The 16,998-nt window shown below is 70.2% G+C and carries 13 protein-coding genes; 4 read left to right on the forward strand and 9 right to left on the reverse strand.

The window, feature by feature from the left end; all coding sequences use genetic code 11:
- Window positions 1-77: 77 nt before the first annotated feature.
- The 3 genes from ABLE88_RS10015 to ABLE88_RS10025 all read right to left on the reverse strand — a co-directional run bounded on the left by ABLE88_RS10015 (window position 78) and on the right by ABLE88_RS10025 (window position 3,796).
- Window positions 78-1,028, reverse strand: a complete 951-nt coding sequence (locus ABLE88_RS10015) for a carbohydrate ABC transporter permease (RefSeq protein ID WP_348831400.1) — start codon at window positions 1,026-1,028, stop codon at window positions 78-80.
- A 289-nt stretch (window positions 1,029-1,317) separates the two neighbouring features.
- Window positions 1,318-2,628: an ABC transporter substrate-binding protein gene (locus tag ABLE88_RS10020; protein WP_348831401.1), complete on the reverse strand. Its 1,311-nt coding sequence runs from the start codon at window positions 2,626-2,628 to the stop codon at window positions 1,318-1,320.
- Window positions 2,629-2,704: 76 nt separating this feature from the next.
- Window positions 2,705-3,796, reverse strand: a complete 1,092-nt coding sequence (locus tag ABLE88_RS10025) for an ABC transporter ATP-binding protein (RefSeq protein ID WP_348831402.1) — start codon at window positions 3,794-3,796, stop codon at window positions 2,705-2,707.
- Window positions 3,797-4,113: 317 nt separating this feature from the next.
- Between ABLE88_RS10025 and ABLE88_RS10030 the strand changes: the two genes are divergently transcribed.
- The 3 genes from ABLE88_RS10030 (at window position 4,114) to ABLE88_RS10040 (ending at window position 7,200) form a co-directional block, all read left to right on the forward strand.
- Entirely contained in the window at window positions 4,114-5,070 is a 957-nt protein-coding gene (locus ABLE88_RS10030; protein ID WP_348831403.1) for a 2-hydroxyacid dehydrogenase, read from the forward strand.
- Between the two features lie 141 nt (window positions 5,071-5,211).
- On the forward strand, window positions 5,212-5,991 hold the full coding sequence (locus tag ABLE88_RS10035) for a protease inhibitor Inh/omp19 family protein (RefSeq protein ID WP_348831404.1): 780 nt from the start codon (window positions 5,212-5,214) through the stop codon (window positions 5,989-5,991).
- A gap of 348 nt (window positions 5,992-6,339) precedes the next feature.
- Complete coding sequence (locus ABLE88_RS10040) at window positions 6,340-7,200, forward strand: TorF family putative porin (RefSeq protein WP_348831405.1); 861 nt, start codon at window positions 6,340-6,342, stop codon at window positions 7,198-7,200.
- Between the two features lie 190 nt (window positions 7,201-7,390).
- Here ABLE88_RS10040 and ABLE88_RS10045 read toward each other — a convergent pair whose 3' ends face one another.
- Window positions 7,391-8,017, reverse strand: a complete 627-nt coding sequence (locus ABLE88_RS10045; protein ID WP_348831406.1) for a MarR family winged helix-turn-helix transcriptional regulator — start codon at window positions 8,015-8,017, stop codon at window positions 7,391-7,393.
- Window positions 8,018-8,381: 364 nt separating this feature from the next.
- Here ABLE88_RS10045 and ABLE88_RS10050 point away from each other — a divergent pair, with 364 nt between their 5' ends.
- On the forward strand, window positions 8,382-9,896 hold the full coding sequence (locus ABLE88_RS10050; protein WP_348831408.1) for a 4-hydroxyphenylacetate 3-hydroxylase family protein: 1,515 nt from the start codon (window positions 8,382-8,384) through the stop codon (window positions 9,894-9,896).
- Between the two features lie 291 nt (window positions 9,897-10,187).
- On the opposite strand, the gene ABLE88_RS10055 is transcribed toward ABLE88_RS10050, so the two are convergent.
- The 5 genes from ABLE88_RS10055 to ABLE88_RS10075 all read right to left on the reverse strand — a co-directional run bounded on the left by ABLE88_RS10055 (window position 10,188) and on the right by ABLE88_RS10075 (window position 16,827).
- Window positions 10,188-11,687, reverse strand: coding sequence for a tripartite tricarboxylate transporter permease (locus ABLE88_RS10055; RefSeq protein ID WP_348831409.1), 1,500 nt, complete (start codon window positions 11,685-11,687; stop codon window positions 10,188-10,190).
- 18 nt (window positions 11,688-11,705) lie between these two features.
- Window positions 11,706-12,155 carry a tripartite tricarboxylate transporter TctB family protein gene (locus ABLE88_RS10060; RefSeq protein ID WP_348831411.1) on the reverse strand — a complete coding sequence of 150 codons (450 nt, stop codon included), beginning with the start codon at window positions 12,153-12,155 and terminating at the stop codon, window positions 11,706-11,708.
- Window positions 12,156-12,384: 229 nt separating this feature from the next.
- Window positions 12,385-13,830 carry an aldehyde dehydrogenase family protein gene (locus tag ABLE88_RS10065; RefSeq protein ID WP_348831413.1) on the reverse strand — a complete coding sequence of 482 codons (1,446 nt, stop codon included), beginning with the start codon at window positions 13,828-13,830 and terminating at the stop codon, window positions 12,385-12,387.
- Between the two features lie 58 nt (window positions 13,831-13,888).
- On the reverse strand, window positions 13,889-15,679 hold the full coding sequence (locus tag ABLE88_RS10070; protein WP_348831414.1) for a thiamine pyrophosphate-binding protein: 1,791 nt from the start codon (window positions 15,677-15,679) through the stop codon (window positions 13,889-13,891).
- Window positions 15,676-16,827 (reverse strand): alpha-hydroxy acid oxidase, encoded by a 1,152-nt coding sequence (locus ABLE88_RS10075; RefSeq protein WP_348831415.1) that lies wholly within the window; start codon window positions 16,825-16,827, stop codon window positions 15,676-15,678. Before ABLE88_RS10075 ends, ABLE88_RS10070 begins: the two co-directional genes overlap by 4 nt.
- Window positions 16,828-16,998 lie beyond the last annotated feature (171 nt).

Raw genomic sequence — 16,998 nt, forward strand, 5'->3', positions numbered from 1 at the left:
GCGCGGGGCGCCGGCGATGAAGGGGGCATGTCGCGCCCGGCCCTGAACGTCGGGAAGAACAGGCTTTGGCTGGCCCATCAGTCGGCCCCGCCCTGCTGCCACTTGCGGCGCTGCAGGCCGAAATAGCTGAACAGGATCGCCGACAGCAGGAACGGGATCATCGCCACCGCGATCGCCGCGCCCTCGCCCAGCGATCCGCCGGGGATGGCGCGCTGGAACGAGAGGGTCGCCATCAGATGGGTGGAGTTGAGCGGCCCGCCGCGGGTGAGCACGTAGATCAATTGGAAGTCGGTGAAGGTGAACAGCACCGAGAAGGTCATCACCACGGCGATGATCGGCGAGAGCATGGGCAGGGTGATGAAGCGGAATCGCTGCCAGTTCGAGGCGCCGTCGAGCGTCGCCGCCTCGTGTAGCGAGGGCGGGATGGTCTGCAGCCCGGCCAGCAGCGAGATGGCGACGAAGGGGATGCCGCGCCAGACATTGGCCGCCATCACCGAGGCGCGCGCGTTCCACACGTCGCCGAGGAAGTTGATCGGCGCATCGATCAGCCCCATGCGGATCAGCGCCCAGGAGATGATGGAATACTGGCTGTCGAAGATCCACCAGAAGGCGATGGCCGAGAGCACGGTGGGCACCACCCAGGGCAGCAGCACCACGGCGCGGAAGAAGGCCTTGAAGGGCAGATGCTGGTTCAGCAGCAGCGCCAGCCACAAACCGAGGCCGAACTTCAGGATCGAGGCGCCGATGGTGTAGAGCAGCGTGTTGAACACCACCAGCCAGAACAGGCTGTCTTCCCAGAGCGACTGGTAGTTCTCGAGGCCGATGAACACGCCCGAGCGGCCGATGCGGGTGTCGGTGAAGCCGAGCCACACCCCGAGGCCGAGCGGATAGGTGAGGAAGAACAGAAGGAACGCCGCCGCCGGCAGCATGAACATGAGGCCGAGCACGTGCCGGCCCTGGCCGATGCCGCTCCAGAAGGCGCGGGCGCGGGACGGGGCGCGGGTCTCTGCGGCGGTGACGGTGGCCATGCGCTTCCTCTCTTGAAACGGTCGGGCGGATTGGCTCCGCCTCTTGAACGCCCGCTGGGGGCGGCTGTGTCCTTTGCGCCCGGTGCCGGGTGGGCCGGGCAGGGGACCTGCCGGCGAATCCCCCTCACCCGAACCCTCTCCCCGCCGGGGAGAGGGACCGCGTCGCTCGCGGGAGAGCGGCGCGGGGGTCCGCCGCTGGCCGTTCGGTGCCACCTCTGCCCGCCGGGGAGAGGGGTGCCATCACGCAAGCGGGGAGGGGCCTTCAGCGCCCCGCGCCGCCCGTTGGGCCTCAGCGGTAGATGCGCTCGGCGCGGGCCTGGGCGCGCTTGGCGGCTTCTTCCGGGGTGCGCTGGCCGGTGGCGGCTTCCGCCACCATGTCCACCACGATCCAGTCCGCCATGGCGGCGGCCGACTGGGGCCCGAGCGGGCCGGCATAGCCGTTCGGCTGCAGGGTCTCGGACGCCTTGGCGTAGGCGGCATGGATCGGCTTGGAGGTCCATACCGGATTGTTGGCGAACGCCTTCAGCGTCTGGCAGCAATAGGCGCTCGCGCCCTGCAGCCAGGCATTGTACTGCGGCGCGTCGAACATGAAGGCGAGATAGGCCTGCGCCGCCTTCGGATACTTGGTGTACTTGAAGATGCCGGCGGTGGTGGTCTGGTGGAGCTCCACCGACTTGCCCACCGGGCCGATCGGGAAGTTGGTGGACCGCATGTCCGCCGCCATGTCGGCGAGCTTGGGGTCGTTCGCCGCGGCGTAGTAGACCGACACGCCGTTGGCCGTGACCGAGAGGTCGCCGGCGATGAAGGCGCGGTTGTTGTTCACGTCGAGCCAGCTCTCGGTGCCCGGGATGAAGGTCTTGTAGAGCTCGGCCACGTAGCGCAGCGCCGCCACGGTCTCGGGCGAGTTGATGACGACCTTGCCCTCCTCGCTCACCATCTTGCCGCCGTGGCTCCACAGCACCCAATGGGTGAAGTTGTTGCCGTCGCCGACGCCGTGGCCGAGGGTGAAGCCCATGGGATGGCCCTTGGCCTTCAGCGCCTTGCCCAGCTCCAGCAGGCCCTTGGTGTCCTTCGGGAACTCGGAGAAGCCGGCGTCCTTCACCCAGCTGTCGCGATAGACCACGGCGTTGCCGATGGTGGCGAGCGGCACACCGACGAAGCGGTCCTTCACCTTGGCGTAGACCTCGTTGCCGGGATAGAAGCCGCCATAGGTCTTGGCGAGGCCTGTGGCGAGGTCGGTCACGTCGAGCAGCTTGTCGGGATATTGCTGGGCGTCGTCGAACCACACCCAGACCATGTCCGGGCCGGAGCCGACATTGGCGGCCACCGCCGCCTTCGGGCGGATGTCCTCCCAGCTCTCCTTGTCGATGCGCACCTCGATGCCGGTGGCCTCGGTGAACTTCTTGGTGTTGGCGATCCAGGCGTCTTCCTCGCCCTTCACGAACGGCGCCCAGCGCAAAAGGCGCAGGGAGGCGCCGGGCTCGGGCTGGAACTTCGGCACCTGCGCGAACGCCGGCACCGAGCCCAGGAAGGGCGAGGCGAGCGAGCCGGCGGCCAGGCCGGCGCCGCCCAGAAGGACATCGCGTCTCGAAATGGTCATCTCGTTTCCTCCCGTGATCGTTCGATGGTCCGGTGGGCCCCCGTTTGGCGCGGGTGGTCTTTTCACCGGGGTACGCTTAAAGCCGTCGGCCGGTGGCCTCGTCGAAGAGGTGCGTCAGGCCGTCCTGGGGCGCGATGCGGATGGTCTCGCCCGGGGTGAAGGCGAGGCGCTCGCGGAACAGGCAGTTGATCTCCTGGGCGCCGATCTCCGGCACCGGGCCGTCGCCGCCGCCGAGGCGCGCCACCACCAGGATCTCCGAGCCGGTGGGCTCGGTCACCACCACCCGCGCCGGCACCCCGGCGGGATCGAGCCGGATGTGCTCGGGCCGCAGCCCGTAGATCACGCCCTGGCCGTCGGTGAGGCCGGCGGCGTCCGGCAGCGGCACCTCGACGCCGCTGTCGGTCACCAGGCGGGGGTCGGCGCCGAGGCGCACCTTGCCCTTGACGAAGTTCATGGCGGGCGAGCCGATGAAGCCGGCCACGAACTGGTTCTCCGGCCGGTCGTAGAGGTCGAGCGGGGCGCCCATCTGCTCGACGATGCCGTCGTGCATGACGACGATCTTGTCGGCCATGGTCATGGCCTCGATCTGATCGTGGGTGACATAGACCGTGGTGGTGCCGAGCCGCTGGTGCAGCTCCTTGATCTCGGTGCGCATCTGCACCCTGAGCTTGGCGTCGAGATTGGACAGCGGCTCGTCGAACAGGAACACCTGCGGGTCGCGCACGATGGCGCGGCCCATGGCGACGCGCTGGCGCTGGCCGCCGGACAGCTGGCGCGGATAGCGGTCGAGCAGCTTGGACAGGCCGAGGATCTGCGCTGCCCGGTCCACCCGCGCCGTGATCTCCGCCTTGGGCGCCTTCCGCAGCTTCAGCGAGAAGCCCATGTTGTCGGCCACGGTCATGTGCGGGTAGAGCGCATAGTTCTGGAACACCATGGCGATGTCCCGCTCCTTCGGCGGCACGTCATTGATGACGCGGTTGCCGATCAGGATCTCGCCCGCCGTGATGTTCTCGAGGCCCGCGATCATGCGCAGCAAGGTGGACTTGCCGCAGCCCGAGGGGCCGACCAGCACCACGAACTCGCCGTCGCGGATGTCGACATCGACGCCGTGGATCACCTGCGTCGAGCCATAGGCCTTCTTGACACCGCGAATGTCGACGGTCGCCATCGTGCGTCCTCTCCCTTCTGAACGCGACGCGCTCGCCCTGCGGCGGCGCGCGATCCTGGTTGGCCCCGCCTGTTCCACCGCATCGGGATGAACGGCGTGTGACCTCGCGCCTCTTTCGGGCGCGGCGCGATCATGGTGCGAGGAGAAGTCCGGATCAAGAGCAAATTAAAACGTTTGAACCCGGTTGAATCGGGGCCGTGGGGCGCTTAAGCCTCACCGGTGCTCCGTTCGGCGGACGTTGCAATCCGCCCCGCCACCGGGTCTCTTCCCCTAAAGTCTAGTCCCATTCGGCCACCCCCTTTCCTGCGAGATTTCCCATGAGCGACGCCGCGCGCCCCGCGCTTCTTCTCACCGGTCCCGTCATGGAGAATGTGGTCGAGCGCCAGCTCGCCGCGCGCTTCGACCTCGTCCCCCTGGAGCAGCTCGATGGCGCGCGCGCCGCGGCGATCCGCGGCATCGCCACCAAGGGCAAGGTGAAGGTGGACGAGGCGCTGCTCGCGCGCCTGCCGAAGGTGGAGATCGTCGCCAATTTCGGCGTCGGCTACGACACCGTGGACGCGGCCGCTGCCGCGGCGCGCGGGGTCGTCGTCACCAACACGCCCGACGTGCTCAACGAGGAGGTGGCCGACCTCACCCTCGGCCTGCTGCTCGCCACCGTGCGCGAGATCCCGCAGGCCGACCGCTTCGTGCGCGCCGGCGGCTGGAAGAGCGGCGTGTTCCCGCTCGGCCCCACTTTGCGCGAGCGCACCGTGGGGCTGATCGGCATGGGCCGCATCGGCCAGGCCATCGCCAAGCGGCTCGACGCCTTCGCGGTGCCGGTGGTCTACCACGCCCGGCGGGCGCAGCCGAGCGTGCCCTACACGCACTATGGCGACCTGATCGCCATGGCGCGGGACGTGGACGTGATCATCGTCATCGTGCCGGGCGGGCCGGCGACCCGTCACATGGTGAACGCCGCGGTGCTGGAGGCGCTGGGGCCGGACGGCATTCTCATCAACGTGGCGCGCGGCTCGGTGGTGGACGAGGAGGCGCTGCTCGCGGCGCTCCAGAACCGCACCATCCTGTCCGCCGGGCTCGACGTGTTCCAGAACGAGCCGCACGTGCCGGAGGGCTTCTTCGCCCTCGACAATGTGGTGCTGCTGCCGCACGTGGGCTCGGCCACCCACCACACCCGCGGCGCCATGGGCCAGCTGGTGGTGGACAATCTCGTCTCCTGGTTCGACGGCAAGGGACCCGTCACCCCGGTGGCGGAGACCCCCTGGCCGCGCGGCTAGCGCGCGCCGGGGCAAGAGGGCGCGAGCCGCCGGGCGGACCGTCCGGCATCGCCACCGGGGCGGGGGCGCCTGCGGGCCGCAGGTGAGCCCGGCGGCGCGGCTGTGCTAGCCTCTGCCTTTGATCCGCACCGAGGGTCCGCCATGCGCCGTCTCCCGTCACCGCCCGTTCGCCTCGGCGCCCGGCTGGCCGCCGCCGGGCTCGCCTGTGTCCTGCCGCTCGCGCCCGCGCTCGGCGCGCCCGAGGCGCCAGGACCTGTGGCGCAGAAGCAACAGCCGGCGGCGCGCCTCGACCCCGCTTTGCGCGATGCGGCGGAGCAGAAGGCGGGCGCCTATGTGCTCTCCAGCGCCGACGGCGATCGCAAATGCCCGATCACGCTGAAGGCGGAGGCGGCCGGCGCCGGCCTCGCGGTGCAGTTCGACAAGGCCGCCTGCGCGGCCACGATCGGCTTCTCGGTCCAGATCTCCGGCTGGCTGCCGGACGCCTCCGGCGCCCTGCGCCTTCTCACCGCCCAAGGGCGCACGGTGGCCGAGTTCACCGAGGCGACGGGCGGCAGCTACGAGGCGCTCCGGGAGGGCGACGGGGTCTATTTCCTGATCAATCCCAGCATCGTCGACGTCCCGGAGGTCACCCAGGCCGAGGTCGTGGGCGACTGGGACCTCGCCACCAGCCCCGGGACGCCCCTGTGCCGCTGGAGCCTCACGCAGACCCCGGCGCCCAAAGGCGGTTTCGCCCTCCAGGTGGCGCCCGGCTGCGCCCCCGCGGTGGCGCGCCTCGGCGCCGCCGTCTGGCGGCTCGACGGCGGCAACATCCTGGTCTCGGGCGCGTCGGGCGGCCCCGCGATTCGGTTCGCGCGGCAGGAGGACGGCAGCTGGGCGCGGGTTCCCGAGCGCGGCCGGCCGCTGCTTCTGAGTCGCCCCTAGGGGCCGAGCCGGCCCAAATCGCGGCCCCTCGAGGGCCTTCATGCGGGCGGTGAATCCCCTTGTGCTCAGCAAGTTAGCCGGAGATTCGCCGGCTCCGCGGAACCGCGCGGCGGATCCGCGGCGGCGTAGCCCGCTCCGGCCGAGTCCATTGCCGGCGCGCCATCCCCATCGCAGGGGTTGTGCCGGGCGTTCACGCGTTTTGGGGCGCGCGTTGCGAAAACGCAACACAGGAATCAAGCGTTCATGCGGGTTTGCCTAGAAAGGCGGCAAATGCTGCCTTATTTTTCGCGTTGGACTCGACAGGGGGAACTGGTTTGTATCGTTCCAGATCTCTGCGGGGGTATTGTTATGAAAAAGCTTGCTGTCATCGCCTCTTCCATGCTCTTCGCCGGCGCGGCCGCTGCGGCCGACTTGTCCGTGCCCGTGAAGGCCGTGGCCCCGCCCCCGCCGCCCGCCTGGGACGTTGCGTTCGGTGTCACCCTGACCTCGGACTACGTGTTCCGCGGCATCAGCCAGACCAACAACAACGCGGCCCTCCAGGGCTACGCCGAGCTGCAGCTCTTCAACTGGTTCTATTTCAACGTCTGGGCGTCCAACCAGAACTGGGCGGACAACTTCCTCGGCGCCGGCGGCAGCAGCTCGCTCGAAGTCGACTTCTCCGGCGGCCTGCGCCACACCTGGGGCGCCTTCACCCTCGACGCCGGCGCCATCTACTACGCCTTCCCCGGCAATGCCGACATCTTCGGCCTCAGCCCCGACGACTTCAACTACTGGGAAATCTACGCCAAGCCCAGCTATGCTCTGACCGACTGGCTGTCCGTCGGCCTCGCCTTGAACTGGACGAGCGACATGTACGCCTCCAGCACCGACGGCACGGCGCTCGCGGCCAACTTCAAGGCGACCGCCGCGTCGCTGGGCGGCAGCGATTTCGGCGCCTACGTGTCGGGTGAGTTCGGCCATCAGTGGCTCGACGACACCTTCTTCACCTACACCCCGCCGTTCGGCGTGTTCGCGGTCGGCATCTCCGGCTACAACTGGTGGAACATCGGCGTCGGCGTGACCTACAAGGCCGCGACCCTCGACCTGCGCTACTCCGGCTCGGACCTGAACGAGTTCGAGTGCGCGACGCTGATCGGCAAGAACAATGCCTGCGGCGACAAGTTCCTGGCGAGCCTCTCCTTCGCCACCTCGTTCAACGCCCTCAAGTGATCCCGATCACCTGACGCGTCCGTCTTGAGACAAAGGGCGTCGCACTTCGGTGCGGCGCCCTTCTTCTTTGCGGCGCCTCGTCATTTGAAGCGCGCCTTTGCGACGCCGCGGCAGCGGCTTCGCCGGCCCCTGGCGGCGCCGGCCTGTGCCCGCCGCGGCTCCCGGCGCTGCGCCGTCGGGCGCGGCCCGCTCAGCCGGCCTCGGCCTTGCCCTTCGGCCGCCGCCTGGGCCGCGCGGCGGCCGCCGCGGGCGGCGCCTCCGCGGCGCCGAGGATGTCGCCCCATTTGGCGTGCGCGAACACGCGCTCGGCGCTGATGGCGAGCTTGCGCGTGAAGGCCTCCACCACCTCGAGCTCGGCTGCGGATATCTCCTCGAACAGCATGTCGTTGACCCGCCGCACCACCGGCGCGACCCGCACCACCGCCGCCTCGCCCTCGGGCGAGAGCGAGACGCGGACGCTGCGGCGGTCGCTCTCGTCCTGGCGCTTGGCGAGCAGCCCCCGCTCGATCATGCGCCCCACCTCGGTGGTCACGTGGGGTGCGGCGAGGCGGATGTGGTCGGCGAGATCGCGGATGGCGACGCCCTCGGTTCCCTGCCGGTAGGCGGTGCCCATGAGGACCGCGAACTGGCTCGGGGTCAGGCCCAGCACCTTGCCGAACAGGGCGCGGCACTTCAGAAGGCCCTCCAGCGCCAGCACCATGGCGTAGATGGATTCGCGGAAGGCGCGGTCGCTCTCGCCGTGCAGGAATTCCGTCCGCGACACCGTGAGCGGAGGCCGGAACGCGGCGCGGGATTTCGCGCGTGCTTGAGGCGACATAACCAAACGTCTCTCCGCTCTGCTCCGCTGCTCCGGCGGCCTTTCCTCCTTTAGAAACCATGCGGCCCGCCGTCCATAGCCGAATGAGGACGGCCTGCGCGATCGCGTTGACAGGTACAAAATTATATCTAATTTGTACTTATTGTCCGACATCCGGACACGTCCCAAACCCGCGCTTGAGACCGCCGCCGCGGTGAAGGGCGCGGCCCCCGGTGCCCGGCCGCGCCGCCGCGGCATGTGATCAAGGTTCGCCGTTCCTGGGTTCGCCGGCGCCCTCACGCGGCCGGTCCCCAGGCCCCCGACTCCCGACCCCCGACCCCCGAAACCCGGACCACCGGGCGGGCGCATTCCAGAGGACCCGAGAATGACCGCCACTCCGCAGACCGCCGCCGCCTCCGCCGCAGCCCCGGCCCCGGGCCTGCGCACCGGCGCCGACTTCCTGGCCCAGCTTCGCGCCTCGCGCCGCGCCGTCTTCCTCGACGGCGAGAAGGTGGGTGATCCCACCGTCCATCCGGCGTTCCGGGAAGGCGCGCGGCAGGTGGCGAACCTGTTCGATCTCGCCGCCGCGCCGCAGAACCGCGAGCTCATGACCTATGAGGTGCGCGAGACCGGGGCGCGGGCGCTGCGCTGCTACCAGATCCCGAAGACGGTGGACGATCTGCGCCTGAAGCGCCTCGCCTCCGAGGCCTGGGCCGAGCAGACCTTCGGCCTCATGGGCCGCTCGCCCGACCATGTGGCGAACTTCTTCGCGGGCTATGCGGCCAAGCCCTCGGTGTTCGCGCGGCACGGCCAAAGGTGGGCCGACAACGTGGTCAGATTCTACGAATATGCCCGCGACAACCATCTCTACATCGCCTACGCGATCGTGCCGCCGCAGATCGACCGCTCCAAGCCCGCCCACAAGCAGGCGGATCCCCACCTTTATGCCGGCGTGGTGCGCGAGGTGGAGGGCGGCATCATCGTCTCCGGCGGCCAGCAGCTCGCCACCGGCGGCGTCTATGCGGACTATCTGCACCTCGCTTGCATCCACCCGCTGCAGCCGGGGGACGAGGCCCACGCCATCAACGTCGCCATCCCCATGGACGCCGAGGGCCTCAAGCTCTATTCGCGCCGCCCGTTCGCCAAGGCGGCGGACAATTCCTTCGACTATCCGCTCTCCACCCGCTTCGACGAGGCGGACTGCTTCGTGGTGCTGGACGAGGTGTTCGTGCCCTGGGAGCACGTCTTCATCTATCGCAATGTGGAGCTGAGCCGCGACCAGTGGTGGCTGACGCCGTCCCACACCTATGGCAACCACCAGGCGCAGACGCGCTACGCCACCAAGCTGCGCTTCCTCATGGGCCTCGCCAAGCGCATGAACGAGGCCACCGGCAACGAGGCGGTGCCGGCGGTGCAGGTGGCCATGGGCGAGCTCGCCGCGCTCGCCTCCATCGTCGAGGGCATGCTGCTGGCGCAGGAGGCCATGGCGACCATCGACGAGGAAGGCGTGGTGTGGCCCGCCAAGGCCATGCTCTATGCGGTGATGGCGCTGCAGTCCGAGATCAATCCGCGCATGATCGACATCGTGCGCGAGATCACCGGGGCGGCCATGATCACGCTGCCCTCCTCGGTGAAGGACTTCGCGAGCCCGCTGACCGCGCCGGACGTGGAGCGCTTCTACCGCTCCGCGAACCTCGACGCGCGCCAGCGCGTGGCGCTGATGCGGCTCGCCTGGGACTTCATCGGCACCGAGTTCGGCAACCGCCACCAGCAGTATGAGAAGTTCTACGGCGGCGCGTCCTTCATCGTGAAGACCAACATGTTCCGCACCTACGACTTCAACCGTGCCGGCGCCCTGGTGGACCGGGCGCTCTCATTGCCGCCGGTCGGCCTCGACTGAGCGGCGCGGGAAGGGGGCCGGTCGGGGCCGTGGTGCCCCGGCCCCGCACGCCCGCGCGATGGTGCTCCACTGGGAAGGGGGAGCGCCTCTCTCCCAGGAACCGTCATCCGGTGAGCGGGAGCCCCCTCCCCCTTGTGGGGAGGGGAAGGGGAGGGGATGTCGGACCGCCTCGGCGCGGGGGCGGCGCATGCCCGAGGGCGCTCCACCCCCACCCCCTCGCCCCTCCCCGCAAGGGGGAGGGGCGCCGTTCCCGGCAGGGCGCGCGGGCCCATCCTCCGCCGCCCGCCCCGCTCACTCCTGCAGCGCCTCCTCCCGCGTGCTGCGGATGGCGGGCACGACCAGCACCGCCAGCAGCGCCACCGAGGCGATCAGGAAGCCGAGGCTGATGGGCTGGGTCACGAAGGTCTCCGCATGGCCGCGCGAGATGAGAAGCGCCCGGCGCAGATTCTCCTCCATCATCGGCCCGAGGATGAAGCCGAGGATCAGCGGCGCCGGCTCGCAGTCGAGCTTCACGAACACGTAGCCGAGCACGGCCAGCGCGCCCATCAGGTAGATGTCGAACACCGAGTTGCTGCTGGAATAGGCGCCGATCACGCAGAACAGCAGGATCGCCGGGAACAGCAGCCGGTAGGGCACCTTCAGCAGGCGGATCCACAGCCCCACCAGCGGCAGGTTGAGCACCAGCAGCATCAGATTGCCCACCCACATGGAGGCGATCAGCCCCCAGAACAGGCCCGGCCGCTCGCTCATCACCGTCGGTCCCGGGGCGATGCCCTGGATCATCATGGCGCCGATCATCAGCGCCATGGTGGGGTTGGAGGGAATGCCGAGCGTGATCATGGGGATGAAGGAGGTCTGGGCGCCGGCATTGTTGGCCGATTCCGGCCCCGCCACGCCGCGGATGTCGCCATGGCCGAAAGTGCGCGGCGGCCGCGCCACCTTCTTCTCCAGCATGTAGGAGGCGAACGAGGCGAGCAGCGCCCCGCCGCCCGGCAGCACGCCGAGGACGGCGCCGAGCGTGGTGCCGCGCAGGATCGAGGGGGCGGAGATCCTCAGATCGTTGAGGCTGGGCAGCACCCGGCCGATGCGCTGGGCGGTGACGTTGCGGTCCTGCCCGGCCTCCAGGTTGCAGGCCACCTCGGCGATGCCGAACAGCGCCATGCTGAGCGCGATGAAGCCGATGCCGTCGCGCAGCTCGGGAAAGCCCAAAGCGTAGCGCGCGGTGCCGGAATTCACGTCGGTGCCCACCAGCCCCAGCAGCAGGCCCAGCACCACCATGCCGATCGCCTTGAGGAGCGAGCCGCGCGCCAGCACCACCGCGGCGATGAGGCCGAACACCATGAGCGAAAAGTATTCCGCCGGCCCGAACTCCAGCGCCAGGTCGGAGAGCACCGGGGCGAAACAGGCGATGGCGATGGTGGAGATCGTGCCGGCGAAGAACGAGCCGATGGCGGCGATGCCCAGCGCCGGGCCGGCGCGGCCGGCGCGCGCCATGCGATAGCCGTCGATGGCGGTGACGACGGAGGAGGATTCGCCGGGGATGTTGACCAGGATCGCCGTGGTGGAGCCGCCATACTGGGCGCCGTAATAGATGCCGGCGAGCATGATCAGCGCCGAGTCCGGCGGCAAAGTGAAGGTGATGGGCAAAAGCATCGCCACGCTCGCCACCGGGCCGAGGCCGGGCAGCACGCCCACCAGCGTGCCGAGCAGCACGCCGATGAAGCAATAGGCGATGTTGGCGAGGGTGAGCGCGACCGAGAAGCCGAGTTCCAGATTGGCGAGGGTTTCCACGTCAGTCTCCCGCGCCCGCTAGAAGGACGGCCAGACGGGCAGCGGCAGCCCGAGAAGCATGACGAACAGCAGCACCGCGCCCACCGATAGCGCCGCCGCGAGCAGCAGGGCGTCCCGGAGCCGGAATTCGGGGCTCGACAGGCTGCCCGCCAGCACCAGGACCGCGGCCGAGACCAGCAGGCCGAGCGGCCGCAGCAGGACCGCGAACAGCACCATGGCCGCGAGCAGCGACAAGAGCGGGCGCAGGCGCACGCGCGGCAGCCCGTCGCCGGCGACGATGAGGCCGCGCGCCATCACCGCAAGCCCGACCCCGGTCAGGAGCAGGCCCAGCACCAAAGGGAAGAAGCCGGCCCCCATGCGCGCCGGCGTGCCCTGGGCGTAGCTCGTGGCGGCCACCGCCGCGAAGGTGACGCCGAAGGCGGCGAACAGGATTCCGGCGAGGAAGTCCTTCGTGGATGCGATGCGCATGGTTCCCCTCATCTCTCCGCGCCGACGGGCCCGGGTGCCGTGGCCGCCTCTGGCGGGGCGATCGGACGGCGCGGCGGCCCCCGGACGGGAGCGGTCCTGCGGGGTCGCCGCGCCGGTCGCGCGGCGATCCCCTTCAGCATGTTTCTGGATCGGAAGGCCGGGGCGCGGCCGGCTCTTCGGCCGGTCCGCACAAGTGTCCGCCCGCCGCAGGACGGCGGGCGGGGTGTCGTCAGGCGATCTCGTAGCCGAGGATCGCCTTGATCTCGAGGAAGTCCTCGAGGCCGTAGATGCCGGCCTCGCGGCCGTTGCCGGACTGCTTGTAGCCGCCGAACGGGGCCTCCACGTCCTGCAGCTTCCCGTGCGGGGCGCCGTTGAGATAGATGCGGCCGGCGCGCAGCTCCATGCCGATCTCGCGCGCCTCCTCCAGCGAGCCCGCCCACACATAGCCGGCGAGGCCGTAGATGGTGCCGTTGGCGATCTCCACCGCGTCGGCCTTGTCCTTGTACGGCAGGATCGACAGCACCGGGCCGAAGATCTCCTGCTGGGCGATGGTCATGGCCGGGGTCACGTCGGAGAACACGGTGGGCTTCACGTAATAGCCGCGGTTGAGCCCGGCGGGACGGCCGAGGCCGCCGGCGGCGAGCGTCGCGCCTTCCTCGATGCCGATGCGGATCAGGTTCTGCACCCGGTCGAACTGGGCTTCGCTCACCAGCGGGCCGAGGCGCGTGCCCGCGGCGAGCGGGTCGCCCACCACCACGGCTTCCGCGGTGCGCCGCGCGATGGCGGTCGCCTCGGCGAGCTGGTCCTGGTGGATCAGCATGCGGGTCGGCGCCTGGCACGACTGGCCGGTATTGGTGAAGGCGCGCAGCGTGCCGGCGCTGACCGCGGTCTCGAGGTCGGCGCCCGGCAGGATGATGTTGGCGGACTTGCCGCCCAATTCCTGGTGCACGCGCTTCACCGTGTCGGCCGCCGCCTTCGCCACCAGGATGCCGGCGCGGGTCGAGCCGGTGAACGACACCATGTCGATGTCGGGATGGCGCGAGATCGCCTCGCCCACGGTGGGCCCGTCGCCGTTGACGAGGTTGAACACGCCCTTCGGCACGCCGGCCTCGTGGAGGATCTCGGTGAGGATGATGGTGCTCAGCGGCGCCATCTCCGAGGGCTTGACCACGCAGGTGCAGCCGGCGGCGAGCGCGGGCGCGAACTTGGAGGCCACCTGGTTGATGGGCCAGTTCCAGGGCGTGATGAAGCCGCACACGCCGATCGGCTCGCGCACGATCCGCGTGGTGCCGCCCAGCATGTGGCCGAAATCGTAGTCCTTCAGAACCTTGGCGGCCTCCTTGAAGTGCTCCAGCGTGGTGTTGGTCTGCACCTGCATGGCGAACCGGAGCGGCGAGCCCATCTCGGCGGTGATGGCGCAAGCGAGGTCGTCCATGCGGCTCTCGAACACCGCGATGATGCGGTGGAGAAGGGCGAGGCGCTCCGCCTTGGTGGTCCTCGAGAAGGGCGCGAACGCCGCGCGCGCGGCCTTCACCGCCCGGTCGACGTCTTCGGCCCCGCCCATGCTGATCTGGCCGGCGGGCTCCTCGGTGGCCGGGTTGATGACGTCGAACCGCCGGGGCGCGACCGGGTCGACCCATTCGCCGTCGATGTAGAACTTGGTGCTGTGGCTCATCGCAGTCCTGCTCCTCGGGGGAGGCCCCCGGCACCAGCCGGGGGAAGGGGAGGGATCGTCAGGCGCCGCGCGAGAGCGGCGGGTTGGCATAGCCCGGCGTGACATGGACATCGAGCAGGTAGGGCTTGCCGGCGCGCACGGCGGCGAGACCGCGCTTCAGCGCCGCCTCGAGCGCGGCGAGGGTCTTGATCGGCCCTTCCGCCTCCACGCCCTGGCAGCGCGCCATGCCGGCGAGGTCCACCACCGGCTCGTCCATGCGCTGGCCGATCCAGCGGTTCTCCACCGGGCGGGCGCGCGCCTTGGCGACCGCCTCCTGGTGGATCTCGTCGTTGAAGTTGGAGCGGTTGTTGGAGACGATGAACAGCGCCGGGATGCCGTAATGGGCGGCGGTCCACAGCGCGGTGACGCCCTGGAGGAAGTCGCCGTCGCCCAGCACCGAGATCACCGGGCGGCCGGCATCCTTCAGCGCCAGCGCGACGCCCACCGTGAGGCCGGGGCCGGCGGCAAGGCCCGCGCCGCCGTCATGGCCCATGAAGTCGGCGGGGTCACGGAAGTGGTAGGCATCGCCGGCCCAGCCGATGGTGACGTGGGCGAGGGTGAAGCGCTCCGCCCCGTCCGCCTCGGTCTCGCGCAGCTTGGCGAGGGCGACCTCGATGTCGCGCGGGGCGAGCTCGGCCTGCGCGTTGGCGCTGAAGGCGGGCGCCGGATAGGTGTTGCGGCTCGTCCCGTCCCACTTGGCCTTGCCGGCGAGCTTCTGCTCCAGCAGCGCCAGCACGTCCTCGACCACCGTGTCGGGTCCGGCGGCGATCGGCACGTCCACCGGCGGCAGCGCGAAATAGTCCATGCTCCAGCCCCGGTGCAGCGCCGCGTCGAGCGTCACGTGGGCGATCTTCGCCGGATAGCTCTCGGTCGCGCGGGTCATCTGCAGCAGGAAGCCGTTGAGGTCCACCCAGTCGAACGAGACGATCACGTCCGCCTGGCGCACGATCTCCTTGGCGGTGGGGCTCAGCCAGTAGAAGGGCGGCACCACGTGGAGGCCGTGGTCGGTGGGGAACACGGCGCGCTCGCGGATCGAGGTCATCACCGAGGCGCCGGACAGTTCGGCAAGGCGCACCCGGCGATCCCAGGCGGCCTGGTCGCGGCCGGCGCGGCCGAACAGGATCAGCGGGTTCTTGGCGGCGGCGAGCATCTGCGCCACCGTCTCGATGTCCGCCGGATTGGCGCGCGGGGCCGCCGCCGGCTGGTAGCGCGCGGTCGAGGGCACGCTCATGGGCGCCTCGAGCTTCTGCTCCTGGAGCCCGGCGTCGAGGCAGATATAGACCGGCGCGGTGGGCTGGGAGTTGGTCAACTGGTTGCCGCGCAGGAACGCCTCGACGATGCCCTCGGGCGAGCGCGGCTCGTCATCCCACTTGATGTAGTCGCGCAGCAGCGCGCCCTGGTCCTTGGCGGTGTGGATCCAGTCGATCCAGGGCCGGCGCTTCTCCGGGGCGACCGGGCCGGTGGCGCCCACCACGATCATGGGCGCGCGGTCGCACCAGGCGTTGAAGATGCCCATGGCGCCGTGCAGCAGGCCGACGTTCGAGTGCAGCACGCAGGCCATCGCCTTGCCGGTCACCTTGGCGTAGCCGTGGGCGATGGAGACCACATGGTCCTCGTTGAGGCACAGCAGCATCTGTGGCGCCTCGTTGCCGAGATGGTTGACGAGGCTGTCGTGGAAGCCGCGATAGCTCGCGCCCGGATTGAGCGAGATATAGGGGATGTCCAGCTCGCGCAGCATGCGGGCGGCGACGTCGCTGCCCCATTCCGCGGCATTGGCGGGCGTGACCTTCGGGCGTTCGATATCCTTCATGCGGGCGTCTTTCTCGATTCTTCCGGGGTGCAAGGGGTGGGCCAGGCCGGCGCGGGGGCCAGGCGCAGGGTGGACAGAGCGGTCGGCGGGCCGACGGGGGTCACCTGGCGCAGCAGATGCGGCCCGAGCTGGCCGAGGCCGGTGCAGCCGAGCAGCGCGAGCGCGGTGCGCAGCTCCTCGCCGAGGATCTCGATCAGGCGCACCACGCCGGCCTCGCCGCCGGCCGCCAGCGCCGCGCCCTGGGCCTTGCCGAGGCCGACGAGGTCGGCGCCCAGCGCCCGCGCCTTGGCGATGTCGGTGCCGCGCAGGACGCCGCCATCGACGAACAGGCGGGCGCGGCCCGCGATTGCGGCGGCGATCTCGCCGAGCTGGTCGAGCGCGGCCACCGCGTGGTCGAGCTGCCGCCCGCCATGGTTGGAGGCATAGACCACGTCGACGCCGTGCTCGACGCACAGCCGCGCATCCTCGGCGCTGAGCACGCCCTTGACGATCAGCGGCAGGCGCGTGCGCGCCTTCAACCAGGCGATCGTGTCCCAGGAGAGCTGCGCCTGCTCGGCGGCGATCTGCTCGTCCTTGCGGTCGCCGAGATTGGCGCGGTCGACCGCCGCGGCCGAGGAATAGCGGTTGATGAGGTCGCGCTCGCGCCGGCCATAGACCGCGGCGTCCACGGTGAGGCAGAGCGCGGCGCAGCGCGCCGCCTCGGCGCGGGCGACGGTCGCCGCGAGCCAGTCGCGCCCGCCGCGCATGTAGAGCTGGAGCACGAGGATCGCGTCCGGCGCGCCGGCGCGCACCTCCTCCAGCGTCGGCTGGGCCATGATGCTCATGACCATCGGCACGCGGGCCGCCGCCGCGGCGCGGGCGCAGGCGGTGGCGGCGGCGGGATCGAACAGGCGCAGCGAGCCCACCGGCGCGAGGAAGGCCGGCAGCGCGATGGGCGCGCCGAGGAAATCGGCGCCGGCATCGATCCGCGAAACGTCGCGCAGCACGCGCGGCACGAAGGCATGGCCGTCGAGCGCCAGGCGGTTGCGGCACAGGCTGGTCTCGGATTCCGCGCCGCCGGTCAGATAGTCCCACACCGGCGCGTCGAGCGCGGCCTGGGCGCGCTGGAACAGCTCGGCGACGGTGCGGGGGCGGTCCGGCGATGCCATGGGGAACCCTTGTGGGAGAAGCGCGGCGAAAACCGGGAGCGGAAGCCCCGAAAGAGGCTACAGGTTGAATGTATTGACGTTAAGATTGTCAGACAAAACTGTCAACGGCGCGACGGCCCGTTTTTTGGGCGCGGCGCATCGCGCGCCAGTGCGAGGGGGGCCGGCGCGCGA

Source organism: Xanthobacter luteus (assembly GCF_040049235.1).
GTDB lineage: Bacteria > Pseudomonadota > Alphaproteobacteria > Rhizobiales > Xanthobacteraceae > Xanthobacter.